This window comes from Poriferisphaera sp. WC338 (assembly GCF_050931845.1).
Lineage (GTDB): Bacteria > Planctomycetota > Phycisphaerae > Phycisphaerales > Phycisphaeraceae > Poriferisphaera.
In genome coordinates this window covers 2,968,104-2,986,237 of the sequence record NZ_CP194516.1, presented here as the reverse complement: position 1 = coordinate 2,986,237, position 18,134 = coordinate 2,968,104, and the positions used below count along the sequence as shown (strand labels likewise).

Below are 18,134 nucleotides of genomic sequence, written 5' to 3'. Positions count from 1 at the left end.
CAAATGTTGACGATTGATGTAACACGTGTTGGTGTGTTGTTGTGCATTTGCTTGATGGTGGTGGGTTGCCGATTGAATGCGTCGGAGGATGTACACGTCGCACAGCAGGACATGCGCGAAATCTGGCGGGGGTTTGAGGCGGAGAAAGATCGCTTGCCGGTGCAACGGATTGGTTGGCGAGAAGCATTGGTGTTGCTACATGAAGGGAATTTGGAGATTGAGTCAGCAGAGAACACGCTGTCAGAGGCCAAAGACGGGATTGCACAGGTCTATCGAGATTTGATGCCATTGGTGACGATGCGTTTGGGGTATGGGTTGTCGATCGATGAGTTTGACCGTGCGTTTGAAGAAGATGTGGTTAAGAATAATTTGACGTTCAATATGTTTGTGGTGAATCTGTTGCAAGGCTTTATCAGTTTGCCTCGCCGAGCATATTCGGCACGCATGCAATTGTTTGGTGCGGAGATTCAACGTGAGAAGGTTTATCGTGAACAGGTTTTGACGATGTATGGTTTGTTTCAGCAAGCTCGTCGTGCGGAACAATGGCTGGAGCTAACGGGGATGATGCTGGACGACAGGATGCTGCATCAGGATGACGAGGCGGCTTATAAGGAAACACAGACAAGCCGCGATCAATGGTTATCAGAGCAGAAGAAGATTTCTGAAGCGGCCAGTGCAATGTTCAACCGCTATGACGTACGTTGGGAGTTGGTGGAAGACTCTTTACCACTGGACAGGATGCTAGCTGCAGGCCTATACAGCTCGGACTTAGATTTGAGCGAGTCGATGCAGGTCAAGGCGATCGCGCTAGACATTGTCGCGAGTGAGGCACGGGTAGATCTTCAATATTTGCAATACTTGCCGACGTTGGATTTGTCGCTGGCGTTGCCGACGTTGTATCGGATTAATCGCGGCGAGAGCGAGACGGCTGATTTTAATGAGATGCGTGTGCATGGCGGACTCAACTACATGGTAGACACGCGCGGGCACCGTAAGCGTGCCACACGGCAGGCGGAGTTTAATCGGGACTATGTGCGTAAGCAGAGTGAGGCACAGATCAAGCAGTTTGTGCAGGAGTTGTCGCATCGTCAGGATGAACTTGCAAAGCTTGATGCGACGATCCGTGATTACGAATATGAACGGCAGCTTATTCGTGATGCATCGGAGTTGGGCGATTTAGATTCGGTTTCGACATTGATGCAGGCAGCAATGCGTGTTGAGATGAAGATTGCCGAGGTAGAGCGGCAGCGTTTGGAGTTGATGTTGCCGTTGTTGGCGTGGGACCCCTATTGGCAAGTGTTTGTGAAAGGTCAGGAATGAAGTGGCCGGTTGATCGATTCTTATGGTTTGGTGGTGTTGTGTGCGTGATAAGTGCGCTGATAGCCGGTTGCGACCAGGTTGGGGAAGAAGGGATCATGGGGCGAGGAGTCACAGAAGAGGTGGAGCCGAAGGTTTGGGCGTGGCGAGAGGCGTGGCAGTCAGATTATGTAGAGATGGGACGGGTGATCACTACTATTCGACCCCGTCAGGAGCAAGTTACCACGGCGGAGCAAGGTGGGCGTTTGGTGATTGAGCGATCATTGCTCGATAGTGAGGCTGTGGTGAAGGGGCAGGTTTGGGGACGGATCTCGCCGGAGCGTTTGGAATTGGAACGGCGGCTGCTTGATATTAAGCAAGAAACGTTGGTATTGCAGGAACGGTTGCTCGAAGAGATTGAATCGCCGAAGGCACAAATTGAGATTGAGAAAACGCGTGATGAGGCCAAGAAGCTTCGTGATGCATTGGTACATTTAAAGAAGAACGCGGAGCAGAGTGAGTTGTTGAAGAAGCTGTTGCCGGGTGCAGCAAGTCGGCTTGATTCGGTATCGTTGGAGTTGGCAGAGCGCGTGTATGGGTTGGCTGAGAAGCAGGCAACAGACGGGTCTGGGACGATTAAGCTAGATCGCTTGCGATTTGAAGAGGGGCGAATTGAGCTTGAAAAGGCAGAGACTGAGTTTGCGCAGCGTGAGAGGCAATCGTGGTTGATCGCTGCATTTGATGGTGAGTTAAAGTTGGCAATTGCAGATAAAACGTGGCAGCAACTGCATGACGAGCCGGCAGAGATTAAGCAAGGTGACCGGATTAGTGTATTGCGAGATCAATCTATCTTGTTGTTAGAGGTGAGGTTGAAGAATGTAAATTCACAGTTTACTGATCCAGTACAGCTTTACGCCCGTTTTAAGCTGCAAGGCAAGGAGATTGTGGAAGCGAAGTATTATGATCAGATTGTGGAGGAGGATACGGAGGGGCGGACGCAGGTGGTGATGCGGTATGTGGTCGGTGATGTGAACACAGAACGGTTACGACAGATGGTGGGGATGCAGTTGGCGGTGGGTTTACGTCGGCAGTTGACGAAGCGTGTATATGTTGTGCCGAAGTCGATTTTGTTGTCGGAGAAAGCCGGTGTTTTTAACGGAAGCGACTGGGATGCGGGGGTGCAGAAGACATGGCCGGGTGCGAAGGTAATAGCTGTGGGCCCGTATCATGTGGCGATTGATCGTGGTGGTTCTTGATGCTGCGGCGGCTGTCTCCCCTAACGCTGTATTTGCTGATGGACCAGCTTGCGCGCTGGCGACAGCGGCCGTCAAGTGTGTTGGCGCGATTTGTGATGGTGGCTTTGATGACGTCGACAGCCACGGCGATTTTGCTTTTGTTTCATCTGGCGAAGAGTGAGGTTGAATCTCGGATTACAGCAATTGGTTTGAATCGAATTGTGGTGACGCAAACATCACGCCGTTCGGCTGAGGGGGTGCAGGCGATGCAGGTTGGCACTTTTTGGCGCACGCTTGAGAACAATTATGCGCTGTATGAATTGCGGCGAACCTATTTTTATGCTGAAACATCATTAGGGCAGCGGGTTAAGATTTTTGCGTATCAGCCAGCGAAGTGGCAGGCGACTTTTGGAGATGTTGCTGCGGATGGCAAGAATATTTTGATCAATGAGCAGTTAGAGCCGGGTACGGTGATCACGTGCTGGGTGAATCATTATGAGGTAGAGGCGGTGGTGGCGCGACCACTTTCATGGATGAGTTTGGTAGATAATGAGACAGAGCTATTGTTGCTGGCAGATGATGGCGTGTTGCCGGTTCATCCAATGGTAAACATGGTAACGGTCTATGAGCACGACGATGAGCAAGTGGGGTTGCGTACGGTGCATTATGGCTTGACCCATTGGTTGCGTGATCAGGGTTTGAATAACTGTCAGGTAGTACATGCACTTAAAGCGGCAGACGAATTGGGGGCGTTGCGTGGTCAGTTAACCGGTTGGCGGGCGGTTTTGATTATTGTATTTGGAACTGGGATTTCTGTGGTTTTCAGCTTGCTGGTGGTGTTGGAGATGTATGAGAATCGGCAGGTGAATCTGGTGCTTCGCAGCATGGGAGCACCAGGGATGATCTTGGTGGTGCGGCAGTTTATTGAGGGGGTGCTGGTGAGTAATGCTGCGCTGGCGCTAACATGGCTGGGGATGGTATGGGGGATGCCGATCGCGTTTGAATCGTTTGGATATCAGGCTGGCAGTGTGAGTTATGATGTGGTATTTGGTGTGTTGCTTGAAGAGTTGCCGGTGATTGGTGGGTTTGTGAACGCAGGGATCTTAATGAGTTTGATCCCGGTGATGCGTGGGGTTGGCGGCGAGATCGGGAGGGATCTGTCATGAGCCAGTCTAATCAGCGCATAGAGATAAGAGGATTAGATTTTAGATACACACGCAAGGGCGGGTGGATCTTCCGCGGGCTTGATCTTGATTTGCATGATGAAGTGACGGTGCTGAAGGGTTACTCTGGTTGTGGCAAGTCGACGTTGCTGTGTTTGATCGCGGGTTACTTGAAGATGCAAGGCGGGAGGATCTCGGTGCCGCCGGAGGGCCAGTTGCCTGATGGGCGATTTCAGCGCGAGCATTTGGGGTATGTGTTTCAGGAACTCAATTTGCTGCCGAACGCGACAGTGGATCGAAACATGTGGATCAGTAGTTCGATGGCGGGGATGTCGAGGCGGGTTTATGAAAAGCGTCGCGATTACTGGCTGTTACGATTGGGAATCGAGAAGAAACTGCACGATCGGCCACGGGAATGCTCGGGCGGTCAACGGCAGCGCGTGGCGATTGCAAGGGCGATGGTGAAGGATGCGCCGGTAGTGCTATTGGATGAGCCGACCAGTGGGCTTGATGATGAAAACACCGCGCTGATCGCGGCGATGCTAGATGAACTGCGAAAACAGGGCAAGTGTGTGGTGGTTGCGAGTCACGATCATCGCTTGTTTGGTACGGCAGATCGGATCATTGAATGTGGTGAATTATGTGCGCATGATCAGGCGCCGGTTGTTACCTCGAACCAATCAAAGTAGTGCGGTATATAGATAATTAATGCGTATATAATCAAGCAAGTTAATGCATTGAGTGGTGAATACATTTCCGGTGGATTGAAATGCTCATCAATGAACGGATCCTGATCATAATCTAACCGTGGTATGGCGATTGTTCGAATGATTACGCATATGCCAAAAGCAATTACATAGATTCCGTAGATAATAGTTAGATATATTTGCATGTTTACATGATGAGGTATTGCTGATTTCGCAATCAGCCAAACGTATGTGGTGACGCCAAGAATTATGGTAATAACGATTGATCGAGGCAACTCCCTTAGGTGGTACTGAATATTATGTCGAATTTTGTCATCATTCATGATCAAGCACCCGGGCGAGGTGGTTTAAAAGAAGTATCGGTCGAGGATGGATCATCAGTAGGATCAAGGGTGGGCTTTATATCAGGATCAGAAAGTTCATAGGCACCGTCTAATGATGGTGGGTTATCCGTAGGTTGATCTGCTTGATTGTCTTTCGATGTGGCTTGTGATTCGTGATCAGTGGGCGGATTCATTTCATCAAGTACTTCGGCGACAGTTTGTTCTTCGGTGTTGATAGGTTGTGCAGATTCGCTTTCGTCTTGTTTTATAAGCGGTTCAGAGGGGACGTTTTCCGGGTCAGATGTAAAGTTGGGTGTTGTCTTACTCCCGGGGGTGGGGCAGGGAGCGTTGGCGTCTGGTTCTTGCGGTGCATCAGTTATGGCGGGTTCAATATGTGCAGTAGCGTTGGCTTTTTGAAAGAGGCGTTCGATGCGGTGTTCGATCTCGGAAGCGAGCGCGTGAGACTCGGCGACGGTGAGTGAATCAATCACTTGCAAGTGCATGTCGATCCAGTGGAACGCGCCGACGTGACGTGAGCGGACTTTGTGGTAAGAGACGATGTTGTTCAGTTCGATCTCGTGATCGAGTGTGTCGGTGATGCGTTTGAGATCGTGCGGGTCGGACTTATCCATGAGGCCGTCGATGGATTGCCAGAGTAGTCGCCAACTGATGGGGAGGATGCATGCTGCAACAGCCAATGCGATGAGCGGGTCAAGCCAATACCAACCGGTAGCGCGGACAAGGATGAGGCCGAGCAGGACGGCGAAAGTTGAGATCACATCGGTGGCAAGGTGTTTGCCATCGGCGAGTAGGACATCGTTGCCCAAACGTCGGCCCATCGCGATAACATAGACTGCGAGTGCGGCTGACAGGATGCCGATAGCGAAGAGAAGGCCAAGACCGAGGTTGAGTCGTTGTGGGGTGATGCCAGTGAAGAAGCGTTCAATGGAGGTCCAGATGATCGTGAGTGCAGCAAAGAGGATCATCCATCCTTCGAAGCCGATCGCAAGGAATTCAACTTTACCGTGGCCATAGGGATGGGTTTCGTCGGGTGGGCGTGTGCTGTACCAAATTGAGTAGAGCATGACTGCTGCGGCGACAACATTGATGATGGATTCGAGTGCGTCCGAAAGCACGGCAACAGAATTGGTGAGGAAGAAAACACCGAACTTGAAGCAGGTGATGATCATGCCGATGATCAAGGCGCGCGAGGCGACCTTGAGTGTTTCGGGGTCACGGATCAGCGTGTTGTGGTCGTGAGGCATGATGAACCTGTGTGTAGTTTTATTGGTGAAGGTCAGAAGTTATATGCGTGAATGATAGCACGGGGTGAATGGGTGCGACCAGCATAAAAAAAGAACCCGTTCGTGGCGCTCACGGGTTCTTTGAATTCTGACGGATGCGCGAAGCAAACGTCAGTTCGATTTTTGTTGTTATCGTCATATAGGCGAAGTTAGCTTAACTTCTTGCCAGTGAGGCGTTCGTAAGCTTCTTCGTATTTGGCGTATGAGTTGGTGATGATCTCGTCTGGGAGGACGGGGCCGGGGGGTTCTTTGTCCCAGTTGCCAGCATCGACGAGTTCTTGCAGGTAGTTGCGGACGTATTGTTTGTCGAAGGAAGGTTGGTCGTGGCCGACTTCGTATTCAGAGGCGGGCCAGAAGCGCGAGGAGTCTGGCGTGAGTGCTTCGTCGATGAGGATTGGTGTGCCGGTGGGATCATCAATGGGCAGACCGAATTCAAACTTGGTGTCGGCGAGGATGATGCCGCGCTCGGCTGCGTAGTCGTGCGCCATTTTGTAGATGGCCAGCGAGAGGTCGCGAAGTTTTTCCATCAGCTCTACACCAACGGTGTCGCATGCGACTTCGAAGGAAACGTTCTCATCGTGCAGGCCTTGCTCGGCTTTGGTGGAAGGCGTGAAGATGGGTTCCGGAAGTTTCTGGCATTCTTGCAGGCCTTCGGGGAGAGGGAGGCCGCAAATGGTGCCGTCACGTTTGTATTCTTTCCAGCCCGAGCCGGTGATGTAACCGCGGACGATGCATTCGACCGGTACGACCTTACACTTGCGGCCGACCATGATCGAACCGTCAAGCTGCTGGGCCTGCTCTTCGGTGATGCCTTCGACATCACGCGGATCGGATGAGATCAGATGGTGTTCGAGCTGGCCTTTAAATTTTTCAGCAATCATGTCGAACCAGAACAGTGAGATCTGCGTGAGCAGTTTGCCTTTGCCGGGGATACCGTTGGGCATTACGACATCGAATGCGGAGATGCGGTCAGAAGCGACGATGAGTAGCGCGTCCTGGCCGGCGGTTGTTTTTGCAGAATAGATATCGCGGACTTTGCCTTGGCGTTTGTCGGGGAGGTTGAGTTCGGTCTGCATTAAGGCGGTCATTTTACTGTTCGCTCCGGTATAGAAATTGATGATCGTGAAGGATCGGTTTTTGAAAGATTGAATCTAGTCGGTTGTTGATTGTTTTGTTGTAGGGTATTCGTCGTCACATTCCGCGGGCCAAGGACTACTGGGTGTTAGAACTGGCGGAGGAAGCGGACATCGTTTTCGAATAGCCAACGGATGTCTGAGATATTGTACTTGCGCATGGCGAGTCTTTCGATGCCGAGGCCGAAGGCGAAGCCGGTCCATTTTTCCGGGTCGTAACCGACCGCTTCAAAGACTGCCGGGTCCACCATGCCGCAGCCGCCGACTTCCATCCATTCCGGTCCCTTGCCGAAGTCCATCTTGATGTACAGTTCAGCCGATGGTTCTGTAAACGGGAAATACGACGGCACGAGTTTCACCTCGGTGTCTGGGCCCCAATATGCATGAGCAAACTGAAGCAGCGTTGTCTTCAGGTCGGACATGGAAACATTTTTGTCGACGTACAAGCCTTCGATCTGGTGGAACATGGAGTAGTGCGTCGCGTCGTGTTCGTCTGGTCGATATACCCTGCCGGTGGACACAATACGGATCGGCGGCTCAGTCTCTTCCATCACACGGATCTGTACCGTCGAGGTTTGTGATCGCATGAGGTATGGGTTTTTGCCATTGGGGTCGGTGAGGTAGAAGTTGTCGAGCGGATCGCGAGCGGGGTGCTGTTCGGGGATGTTGAGTGCGACGAAGTTGTGGTACTCATCTTCGGTTTCGGGGCCGGTTTCGACGTCGAAACCCATGCGGCCGAACACTTCGAGCAGCTCGTCGATGGTTTGCGAGATGATGTGCTTGCGGCCCATGCGTGGGGGCAGGCCCGGCTCGGTCACATCAATCAACGGCTTTGATTTTTTGCTCGATGAAGTGCCGGAGCCAAGATTAGATTTACGGTTATCAAATGCGGCTTGAATTTGTTGGCGCGCGGCATTGGCTTTCTGCCCGAACTCACGCTTTTGGTCGCCGGGGATGTCCTTGATCCACGACATCATTTGCTTGAGAGAGCCTTTGGTGCCGAGGTATTTGATACGAAACTGCTCAAGTTCAGCACCATCAGAAACGGCTGCTAAATCTTGTTCTGCATCATTTACGAGTTCGTCAATTTTATTCATCATGGCGGAGGCATGATACCGTAAAACATGGTGAATCCCCAATTAGCAGGCCGATAGAAGTGTATACGTGGGTCGTGGTGCTGTTCCTGTTATGGGTGTATGGCCGCGTTGCAATTGAATTGATCTGTAGCGGTGTTATTGCCTTGCTATATGCCTAAGATTATTTTGGCTAGATGATCAAAGCATCTGCTTGTGGGACGCTACTTAAATCTTGCTCGGGCAGCGGGTAAGCCTGCGCCATAAAAATTATACAACCTGCATTTGTGGCAACTCAGATGTAATTTGTTTGCCAACAAATCTTTACCAAAGTAAATCAGTGTTGTGACACTGAAGAAAGAAACACTATGATGGCTTTTTTACACTCAGTGGGTAGCGAGTTAAGTAAGTATTTGCTAACATATTGCGGGTTCAGCATACTCGCATTAGGAGTACCGGCCATGGCTTCGTCCACTGATCGACCCACTTCGGGTTCCTCTGTAAATCAACAGTCGCTAATCATCGCCCATCGTGGTGCATCTCATGATGCGCCTGAAAATACGCTGGCAGCATTTAAGCTTGCATGGGAAAAAGATGCGGATGGTGTTGAGCTTGATGTTCATATGACTTCCGATGGCAAGCTCATTGTTAGTCATGATGAGGATACCAAACGTACCGCAGGGGTTGAACATAAAATCCAAGCGACACCATTAGCGACGCTTCAGAAGTTGGATGTAGGTTCGTGGAAAGATGAAAAATATGCCGGCGAAAAAATGCCCACGCTTGCTGAAGTTTTGGCAGTGATACCCAAGGGCAAGCTGGTTTACATCGAGATTAAAGTTGGCGCTGATGTTGTATCAAAAGTTAAAGAGGACATCGAGGGATCGGGGATTAATCCTTCTCAGGTACGTGTGATTTCATTTAATCCGGAAGCGGTAAAGGAATCGCGTGAGCAGATGCCGGATATTAAAGCTTATTTGCTTCTTTCGTTTGGCTCGAAGCAAGTTAAGGAAGCAGGTGGGCTGACATCCGAGGGCGTGATTGATGAATTGAAACGTACAAAAGCCAATGGTGTAGATCTGAATGATTCCAAGACGGTGACGCCGAAGTTTGTGGATGCGATTAAAGATGCTGGTTTTGAGTATCACGTGTGGACCGTCAATGATCCAGAGATTGCAGAGAAGTATGAAAAGCTGGGTGTGGATTCGATCACGACCGATAGGCCAGCTTTTATCCGTGATGCTTTGAATGAAGATGCTTCTGCCGCGACACAGCCTGCATCCTAAACTAGAACATAAGAAGTGGATTGTTTACATGGCCCGCACTGACGTGCGGGTTTTTATTTGGACAGCGTGGTTTTACTCTGTTTTTATCGGTGTTTTCGGGAAACCCGTCACGCAAGATGCGAAGCGCTTTCAGTAAAAAGAAAACATGTCTTACAACCGGTAAACCTTTCTTTCAATTTGAGAATAACATGTGAGCCACGTGATGTATGTATGATTCGGGCACGATAAGGAGGGGGGCGTTGCTCAGTATGTGGGGCAGGCAAACCAAGAGCAATGTGATGGCGGGGGTAGAATAGATCCGCATGATGGCATCATCATGTGCTGAGGGGATTTAGCATGATTCATTCGTGGGGAATTGTATTGGTTGCTGTACTGGGCTTTTTCTTGATGTGCGGCCAAAGCTACAGAGAAAATTCATTGTCATCGTCTCAATGTGGAATGGTAACGCAGGTTGATCAAGAGCAGTGTGATGCATACGCAGGTCACAATGATGATCATACTTGTGAATCTGCAGATATTGAACAAGCAAAATCATTGCAAAAAACGCAGCGATCTTATCGTTATATCCCACAGCATTTGGAGATGCGGTTTGTGCCAGCCTATGGATGGTATCGCGTACCCAAGCGATTCGCCTGATGTATTACGTGTAATTGCGCATAAAAAAAGAGCGACCTGTTAGGCCGCTCTTTGTAATACACATGATGTTGCATGACTTATGCATGCTTACGACGCAAGAGCATCAAGCCTGCAGAACCGAGCAGCACCAATGTGCCGGGCTCTGGAACTGGAAGTGTCGGTAGTGCGCCACGGCCGAGGAAGAAGCCTGTATCTGTGGGTGGGTTAAAGCCAGAGTAATCTATGCCAGCAGCATCCCATGCAGCGAGTGTTTCAGTAACGGCAGCTTGGTACAACGCATTCATTTCGTTTTCTGTAAATACCGCGTTGTTGAGTGTGCCTAGTAGTGTGCCCACACCAGTGGAAATGACTGATCCATCATTACGGTAGTCGATGTCGACACTCGCAGTTGCTGGGTCAAGCATGACTGCGTCGATCCAGTCTGCCCACATGGCGATATTCACGGATGCTGCATGGCCAAGGAAGGGTGATCCCGTTGTACCGAAGGAGTGGATGCCGACGACCTTGTCACCAAGGAAGTCTGGTCCGCCTGAGTCGCCGCCTGCGATCAATGCTTCGAAAACAATGGCGCCATCCTTTTCCCAGTCCCAGCCATCATCGGTGAGTGCTTCAGTGTACGCATAGCTGATTGGGCCCCAAACGTCATCAGTTGCATCAACGTTAAAACGTGTCACCAGCATGGTGTCGCCGTAGGCGGTGACAAGTGCATCACGAGAAGCATCTTCAACACGGTTAAAACTAACGCGGCGGTCTTCTGCTGCTGGGAAGACGCTACCTGTGGCACCATCACCATAAGAGCCCCAGCCGACCTGCTCAATGACGCGACCGATGGAATCGACATAGCCCGCGCCGCGGCGGTTTACCTCATAAATTGGACGGTTTTCAACCGGTGTAGCCAGTCTGATTAGCGCAACGTCTGACATGTTGATGATCTGATTTGCAGGATCATGTAAGTTCACGTCGTGATTGGTGGGATCGTATGTGCTTGGCATGTGCCAACTGTCGGCCGCAATTTGCACACCGCTGTTGGGATTGTCGAACGCAACTGTGACGGATGTTGCGTCGCCAACGACATGACCCGCAGTTAGAACCCATTCGTTACCAATCAATACGCCAGACCCGACACCTTGATCTGTGATGATGAGTGGTACGCCTTTACGCTTTTCGCCCATCTTTTTGTGCCAGTAGTCATAAGCCAGGTCACGCATGGTGACGGCATCAGCACTGGAAGTGGCAAACATTGGTGCGGCAAATGCCCCAATAATGCCCATGCATAGTAGTTTCTTCATGATTGTCATCTCTTTACTCCGGGAGAATTACAGTTGAATGTTATAAATTGATTGCGTGTTTTCTTACAGAATACATATGTTCACTGGTTTAGTCACCAGGTTCGCGTGTCCAGATTCCTTCCGGCTGGATTAACGTGCCATTGTCACCGATGGTGTCTTTTGGTGCAGCCGTGATCACATGCCCATCCGCAAATAAGTAGTTGGCGATTGGACTGTTTTTGCCTTCAGCGTGAGGGTTGCTGGCGACATCAAATCCAACACGGGTACCTGTGTATTGATGTTGAGCTTGGCTGAGAAAAGCGAGGCGGTCACTCCCTTGGCAATTACCTTGAAATAGTGCTCCAGCGGTACTTTGGAACAACCACACAGATTCTGTGAGTAGGGCGGTACTGCTGGGGGCAGGAAGTGAGTCATTGCTAAGGCTTAGTTGTGCTGGCTTCTTCGGCAGAAAGCCAAAGCTCTTATAAACCACGCCGGCTCCTGTTGGTAGATCATTTCCAGTGGGTGAAGCACCTTGAATCATGGCATAGGATCGAGCTGCATTTGCATTGCCACGCAGGTCTACCGTCACATCATCCGGGCAGACCATCATGGGATTGCTGAACTCACGTGTAATGAGTGTGGTATGTTTCTGTGGCATGGTAAGTTGGTGAGAAACATATTCTGCCACAGCGTCATCAAATGAAAGTTTAATGCCGCCAGAAAGCCACTGGCTTGCGTATGGAATTCTGTCATCATGATCGACACTGTAGCTTGCAAAGCCAAGTCCGATTTGTCGCTGGTTGCTGGCGCATTGAATACGTCTGGCTGTGGCTCTTGCCGAGCCCAGCACGGGGAGCAAAATGCCCATCAGCAGCGCGATGATCGATATCACCACGAGCAGTTCGATGAGTGTAAAACCTCGGAAGCTTCGCATGGACCACCTGTGTGTCATGCCATCGTTAGCCTGTACATTCAGGCAACACATCCCTCGCGGATGCCCCAGGAGTGATATGCATATGATGGAACGGTGTTTATGCAACCAGAATAGACGATAGAACGAATAATTCAAGCATAAGCCGCATAATTCATACAGCTGTGACAATCCATCGGAACCTTTGGATATACGCTTAAACGATCTTTTGAAAATTCATAGAAATGGCTGGCGATATTTTGTTGGAAGTATCTGGCTAGAGTGATGTTACGCAATAGGTCATTCTTAGATTAAGTATAAATTGAACAGGCGAGAGAATTTGTGATACGTCGATGTTTATGCTGATGTTATGGATGTTAAAGTAGGTCGTTGATAAGCAGGGTAAGATAGAAATGGGATGATAGCATTTTCCGAGCTTTTGATGATGTTGCAACATCAATACGGAGTGGTTGGGGGCTAGTTGAGAGAGATGCATTTAACGCGGGTGATTATTGCTCGATGCCAACTAGCTTGGTGATCATGGTTAGCATTTCCTCGGGATTCACTGGCTTGAGCAATACCGCATGATCCTGCATGGAGGCGGGAAGCATATCTTGGGAGGCATAGCCAGTCACAAACAGAAACGGCACGCCTTGCTCTTTCAATCTCAAAGCAACCGGTTCAACACTTCCGCCGAGTAGATTGACATCGAGAATAGCAATATCAAATCGCTGCTTGTTGATTTTGTCGATGGCTTGGTCAATATTTGATGCCATCTCTACATCCTTGGCTCCAAATGCTTCCAATAGATCTGACAAGGACTGTGCCACGACAAAGTCGTCTTCAACGATAATGAGGTGAAGGTTAGTCAGGTTGTGATCTGAATGTCTCGGTTTAACATCCATCTTTGCGCCCAGTATGGCACTCTGCAAGTTATTTGCAAAGAGTGCATGATTGATGTTGATTGTACAGATCCTGAGCCGAGGCGGGGCGTTGCACGATTGTTATTCCCAATGATGCAACACGTATAGTTATTGTATGAATTCAGTCGGTGTAAAGTGAACAAGTACTCTCGGAACCGATGTAAATATATCTGATTACATCGGTTTAGCTTGTGATACAAGTACATGAGGACCAGTCATTATGATGTAATCTGCTATGGAATTAGTTATTAAAAATTTAATACATGCAGGTTATTTCATCACACGGTAGCCGATATCGCTACGGTACCAGGCACCTTCAAACTGGATTTTGGCGCAGGCGGCATTGGCTTTGGCTTGAGCCTCTTTTAGGTCTGCACCCATCGCACAGACGTTCAGTACGCGTCCGCCGGCAGTTACCACACCATCTTTGGTTTTCTTAGTGCCGGCGTGGAAGACTTTTACATCTTTGTCTTCTTCTGCTGCGGCGATGCCCTTAATAAGCTTGTCATTCTGATACTTGCCGGGATAGCCGCCGCTTGCCATGACCACGCAGCAACAGCAGCGCTTGTCCCATGCGAGATCAACTTCATCGAGTGTGCCGTCAGCGGTGGCGAGCATGATTTCAAGCAAATCGCCCTTAAGTCGCATCATGAGTGGCTGGGTTTCAGGGTCGCCAAATCGGCAGTTGAATTCCAAGACTTTTGGGCCGCCAGCGGTCAGCATCAGGCCTGCATAAAGCACACCCTTGTACTCGATGCCTTCACGTCGCATCGCATCGACAGCAGGGACGAGCACTTCACTTTGGATCGTGTTCATCATCTTTTCATCGATGAGTGGGGTGGGGCAGTAAGCGCCCATGCCGCCGGTGTTGGGACCAGTGTCACCTTCGCCAGCTTGCTTGTGATCTTGTGATGGATCGAGCACATAAATGTTGCGTCCATCAACGAGTGCGAGGATCGAAACCTCTTGGCCGGTGAGACGTTCTTCAACGATGACGGTATCACCTGCGTCGCCGAAGGATTTGTTCTTCATGCAGAGCGCGAGTGCGTCGAGTGCCTGAGCAGTATTGTCACAGACGATGACACCTTTGCCTTTGGCGAGGCCAGCAGCTTTCACGACGACAGGTGTCTCGCGACTTTTCACGTAGCTTTCAGCGACGAAATAGTCCTTGAAAACACGGGAATCTGCGGTCGGGATCGATGCAGCCTTCATGACCTGTTTAGCGTAAGCTTTGTCGGCTTCAATACGAGCGGCGCTGGCGATGGGACCGAAGATTTTGCGATCGTCGTTGGCGAGGCGGTCTGCAAGGCCTTGTGCGAGTGGGTCTTCTGGCCCGATGACCACAAGGCCGATTGCGTTATTGCGGCAGAAGTAATCAATGTCATCCACGGTTTTTGTATCAACCCGGTCTGGATTGATCGGCACATTCTCGCCTAGGGCATCGGTGCCACCATTGCCCGGCGCGAAGAACAGTTTGCCGCAGCGTTTGGACTCTTTGAGCTTCCAACCGATGGCGTGCTCGCGGCCGCCGCTACCGAGGATCAGGACATTCACTTTTTCTTTGTTTGATTTTGCACTCATAGCGCTGCCAGAATAACGGGTTTCTCGTTTTATTTCACATCTGCACCTAGAAACCGTGGGGATGTGTGATTCTTGGCCTGTGGTGGGGTGGAATCAAAAAAGGTGCAGAACGGATCGGTCCTGCACCTTGTGGATAGCTTTATGTGATTGGGATCAATCTTCCTCACCACGTTTGAGCGGTTTGCTCTCGCGGGTCAGGTTCGGGACCGGCGTACCCAGCAACTCAAGCTTCTTGAGAAGAGTTTCGCTCATTTGATCTAAGGTGGTGTTTTCAAGGAATCCGTTGAGTTCGTCACGAATCGGGCTCCAGCGTTCATGGAGTGGACAGGGTTGCTCGCTGTTGCATTCAGCCATACCGACGACACAGGATTCAAGACCACGTGTGCCATCGACGACTTCGAGGATATCCAGCAGGCGGATCTCCTTGGGACGTTTGGCTAAGGCAAATCCACCGCCGCGTCCTTTGGCGCTGGTCAGTAAGCCTTTGCGAACAAGATCCTGAAAAATCTTGGCAACAAAGTGCCGCGGTAGATCAGAACCTTCGCATAACTCGTCCAGCAGGACATAACCGTCTGGGCGAAGCATTGCCAATCTCGTCATCGCGCGAATCGCATACGCACAAGCATTCGAATAAATCATCGCTCTAACTCTCTAACGTGTTTTATTAGCCCCATATCATCAATATGACAACTTCAGATACCAGAGTGTTTTAAACGAAACACTGTACCATGACAAGCATCTCCTGACAAAATGATCTTATACCTCATTTAGTCCGATTTCCCACACAGGGATGCCATCCTTACTACATGGTCTGGGGTGCGTTGTATTTCCTGTTCGATCTCTGCTAAAATCCGTGTTTTTGTGGTTTCAAACCCCGGTTTCGCGTGTCGCAGCCTTAGGGGTAATCCCGAATTTTATCCCGGCCAGCGGTGGACAGCTGATATTTTTTCTTGCTGTTTCTGCGCCGAGATCCGTATTGGAAATGGTCACGCCGGTTGAGCCGGTACGTGACGCCGGAGACGTACCATGAGCAGCGAAACTCAAGCCTTCACTATGCCGACTGCCGACCAACTGACTTCATCCATGGGTTTGCAGACTGGCCACACCGCCATCGTTGGTCTCCAATGGGGCGATGAGGGCAAGGGCAAAGTTGTCGATCTACTCACCACCTGTTTCGACGTGGTGGTTCGCTACAACGGTGGTGCGAATGCTGGCCACACGGTTTGTGTCGGCGATGAAAAGTATGCGTTACACCTGCTTCCTTCAGGTATCCTCTACCCAGACAAAACAAACATTCTCGGTAACGGCGTTGTCATCGATCCTGAGCAACTCGTCAAAGAAGTAAAGTCGATCCGTGATCGCAACATCACTGTTGATGAAACCAAACTAAAAATTTCGGACCGCGCTCATGTGGTCTTGCCGTATCACAAAACCGAAGATCAATTACTTGAGGCAACTTCCAAAGCGCCAATCGGTACGACGGGGCGAGGCATTGGTCCGTGCTACGCAGACAAGGCGCTGCGCCTGAACGCGATCCGCATGGGCGACTTGTGTGATGATGCGAAGCTGGTCAGCAAGGTGACGCGCATTGTTGAGTTTAAGAATACGCTGCTCGGCGCACTGGCTGTGGCTCACAGCATCGATTTTACCCCTGCAAACGCAGAGGAAATCATCACGATGTTGCGTGAATGCATGAAGATCTTGAAGCCAATGGTGACGGACACTGCGGTGCTGATCAATGAGAATTTGAAAGAAGGCAATCGGTTCCTATTTGAAGGGGCGAACGCGAACCTGCTGGACATTGATCACGGCACGTATCCATATGTGACTTCGTCGAACTGCTCGTCGCTTGGTGTGCATACTGGTGCATCCTTCCCGGGTAAGAACCTGGCGAATGTGATGGGGATTGTGAAGGCATATCAGACGCGCGTGGGGGAGGGACCGATGCCGACGGAATTGAAGGATGCGATCGGTGATCGTATCCGTGAGGTGGGTCGTGAGTATGGGACGACAACGGGGCGACCGCGCCGTTGCGGTTGGCTCGACCTTGTGGCGTTGAAGTACACCGTAGCAGTTTCCGGTGCAACGCATATTTCATTGATGCTGCTTGATGTGCTTGCGGGCTTAGAAGAATTGAAGGTTTGCACAGCATACGAAGTCGATGGCGAAACGATCACGAACTTCCCGGCAGACAATGACGTACTAGCCAAGGCGAAGCCGGTGTATGAAACGATGCCGGGGTTTGTGGAGTCGGTGGAGGATTGTCGTCGATTTGAAGACTTGCCAGAAAATGCGAAGAACTACGTCGCTCGGATTGAAGCGGAAATTGGCGTGCCAGTGGTGTTTGCGTCTGTTGGGCCTCGCCGAGATCAATCTGTGCTTCGTTAACTCGGCGTAAGCACGGTGTTGACCACCTTTAGAAGAACATCTGCGCATTCTGGTATACAATCTGTGACGCTGGGCATCATGATGCGAAGTGCCAGTGGTTTGATCATTTGATCAGGATTTTGAAACAACATGTTGCAGTCAGAGCTACAACATCCACCGTTTGATATTGAACCGGCGAAGCTGCCGGCGCATATCGCAATCATTATGGATGGCAATGGTCGCTGGGCGCAGGCGCAGGGCAAGAGCCGGACATACGGTCATCGCATGGGTGCCGCTGCGGTGCGCGATATTGTGACCGAGTGTGCACAGCTTGGTGTGAAGGCGTTGACGTTGTATTCGTTCTCGACGGAGAACTGGGCACGCGAACAAACGGAAGTAAACTTCCTAATGGATCTGTACGTTGAGTACCTCATTGCTGAGCGACAGACGATGCTGGACAACAATATTCAGTTTCGCCAGTTGGGTAGTGCGGAAGGCTTGCCAGATGACGTGCTGGCGGAGCTAAACAAAACCATTGAGATGACGTGCTCCAATACGGGAATGACATTGGCGCTCGCGTTGAACTATGGATCGCGTGCAGAGATTACCGGTGCGGTGAAGGCGATTGCGGAGCAGGTTGCAAGCGGTGAGTTGAAAGTAGAAGACATCACTGAAAATTCGATCTCTGAGCGGCTGTATACGGCAGGCTTGCCGGATCCGGATTTACTTATTCGTACAGCGGGTGAAATGCGCATTTCGAATTATTTGCTTTGGCAGATTTCGTATGCGGAGTTTTATGTGTCTGAATGTTGTTGGCCGGACTTTGATGTTGCGCAATTGCACGAAGCATTAAGAGCATACGCGGCACGTAAGCGGAAGTTTGGTTGCGTGCCCGATCATTCTGTAGATGATCAATCCTGATCACC

Annotated in this window: 16 protein-coding genes; 8 read left to right on the top strand and 8 right to left on the bottom strand. The window is 50.5% G+C overall.

Going from position 1 to position 18,134, the window contains the following annotated elements; genetic code table 11:
- Nucleotides 1-3: 3 nt before the first annotated feature.
- The 5 genes from ACQ6WK_RS12225 (at nt 4) to ACQ6WK_RS12205 (ending at nt 4,383) form a co-directional block, all read left to right on the top strand.
- Complete coding sequence (locus tag ACQ6WK_RS12225) at nt 4-1,320, top strand: hypothetical protein (RefSeq protein WP_432797663.1); 1,317 nt, start codon at nt 4-6, stop codon at nt 1,318-1,320.
- A gap of 95 nt (nt 1,321-1,415) precedes the next feature.
- Nucleotides 1,416-2,552, top strand: coding sequence for a hypothetical protein (locus ACQ6WK_RS12220; protein ID WP_432797662.1), 1,137 nt, complete (start codon nt 1,416-1,418; stop codon nt 2,550-2,552).
- A complete protein-coding gene (locus tag ACQ6WK_RS12215) occupies nt 2,524-2,712 on the top strand; it encodes a hypothetical protein (protein ID WP_432797661.1) in 189 nt (62 codons plus the stop codon). The genes ACQ6WK_RS12220 and ACQ6WK_RS12215 overlap by 29 nt, the downstream gene beginning before the upstream one ends.
- Entirely contained in the window at nt 2,660-3,697 is a 1,038-nt protein-coding gene (locus ACQ6WK_RS12210) for a hypothetical protein (protein ID WP_432797660.1), read from the top strand. The genes ACQ6WK_RS12215 and ACQ6WK_RS12210 overlap by 53 nt, the downstream gene beginning before the upstream one ends.
- Entirely contained in the window at nt 3,694-4,383 is a 690-nt protein-coding gene (locus tag ACQ6WK_RS12205; protein ID WP_432797659.1) for an ABC transporter ATP-binding protein, read from the top strand. The genes ACQ6WK_RS12210 and ACQ6WK_RS12205 overlap by 4 nt, the downstream gene beginning before the upstream one ends.
- A 343-nt stretch (nt 4,384-4,726) precedes the next feature.
- Here the strand turns inward: ACQ6WK_RS12205 and ACQ6WK_RS12200 are convergent, their stop codons facing one another.
- The 3 genes from ACQ6WK_RS12200 to pheS form a co-directional block, all read right to left on the bottom strand.
- A complete protein-coding gene (locus ACQ6WK_RS12200; protein WP_432797658.1) occupies nt 4,727-5,989 on the bottom strand; it encodes a cation diffusion facilitator family transporter in 1,263 nt (420 codons plus the stop codon).
- Between the two features lie 188 nt (nt 5,990-6,177).
- Nucleotides 6,178-7,116: a phosphoribosylaminoimidazolesuccinocarboxamide synthase gene (locus ACQ6WK_RS12195; RefSeq protein WP_432797657.1), complete on the bottom strand. Its 939-nt coding sequence runs from the start codon at nt 7,114-7,116 to the stop codon at nt 6,178-6,180.
- 134 nt (nt 7,117-7,250) lie between these two features.
- Nucleotides 7,251-8,261 carry a phenylalanine--tRNA ligase subunit alpha gene (gene pheS, locus ACQ6WK_RS12190; protein WP_432797656.1) on the bottom strand — a complete coding sequence of 337 codons (1,011 nt, stop codon included), beginning with the start codon at nt 8,259-8,261 and terminating at the stop codon, nt 7,251-7,253.
- A gap of 434 nt (nt 8,262-8,695) precedes the next feature.
- On the opposite strand from pheS, the gene ACQ6WK_RS12185 reads away from it, so the two are divergent.
- Nucleotides 8,696-9,520 carry a glycerophosphodiester phosphodiesterase gene (locus tag ACQ6WK_RS12185; RefSeq protein WP_432797655.1) on the top strand — a complete coding sequence of 275 codons (825 nt, stop codon included), beginning with the start codon at nt 8,696-8,698 and terminating at the stop codon, nt 9,518-9,520.
- Between the two features lie 713 nt (nt 9,521-10,233).
- Here ACQ6WK_RS12185 and ACQ6WK_RS12180 read toward each other — a convergent pair.
- The 5 genes from ACQ6WK_RS12180 to ACQ6WK_RS12160 all read right to left on the bottom strand — a co-directional run bounded on the left by ACQ6WK_RS12180 (nt 10,234) and on the right by ACQ6WK_RS12160 (nt 15,480).
- A complete protein-coding gene (locus ACQ6WK_RS12180; protein WP_432797654.1) occupies nt 10,234-11,445 on the bottom strand; it encodes a trypsin-like serine protease in 1,212 nt (403 codons plus the stop codon).
- Nucleotides 11,446-11,533: 88 nt separating this feature from the next.
- Nucleotides 11,534-12,379, bottom strand: a complete 846-nt coding sequence (locus tag ACQ6WK_RS12175) for a prepilin-type N-terminal cleavage/methylation domain-containing protein (protein ID WP_432797653.1) — start codon at nt 12,377-12,379, stop codon at nt 11,534-11,536.
- Between the two features lie 467 nt (nt 12,380-12,846).
- The gene (locus ACQ6WK_RS12170; protein ID WP_432797652.1) at nt 12,847-13,242 is read right to left on the bottom strand and encodes a response regulator; all 396 of its coding nucleotides are present in this window, start codon (nt 13,240-13,242) and stop codon (nt 12,847-12,849) included.
- A gap of 288 nt (nt 13,243-13,530) precedes the next feature.
- Entirely contained in the window at nt 13,531-14,841 is a 1,311-nt protein-coding gene (gene purD / locus ACQ6WK_RS12165) for a phosphoribosylamine--glycine ligase (RefSeq protein ID WP_432797651.1), read from the bottom strand.
- A gap of 153 nt (nt 14,842-14,994) precedes the next feature.
- Nucleotides 14,995-15,480 (bottom strand): RrF2 family transcriptional regulator, encoded by a 486-nt coding sequence (locus ACQ6WK_RS12160; protein WP_432797650.1) that lies wholly within the window; start codon nt 15,478-15,480, stop codon nt 14,995-14,997.
- Between the two features lie 387 nt (nt 15,481-15,867).
- Between ACQ6WK_RS12160 and ACQ6WK_RS12155 the strand changes: the two genes are divergently transcribed.
- Both ACQ6WK_RS12155 and ACQ6WK_RS12150 read left to right on the top strand, forming a co-directional pair.
- Nucleotides 15,868-17,229, top strand: coding sequence for an adenylosuccinate synthase (locus tag ACQ6WK_RS12155; RefSeq protein ID WP_432797649.1), 1,362 nt, complete (start codon nt 15,868-15,870; stop codon nt 17,227-17,229).
- Between the two features lie 129 nt (nt 17,230-17,358).
- Nucleotides 17,359-18,129, top strand: a complete 771-nt coding sequence (locus ACQ6WK_RS12150; protein WP_432797648.1) for an isoprenyl transferase — start codon at nt 17,359-17,361, stop codon at nt 18,127-18,129.
- The last annotated feature ends 5 nt before the right edge of the window (nt 18,130-18,134 follow it).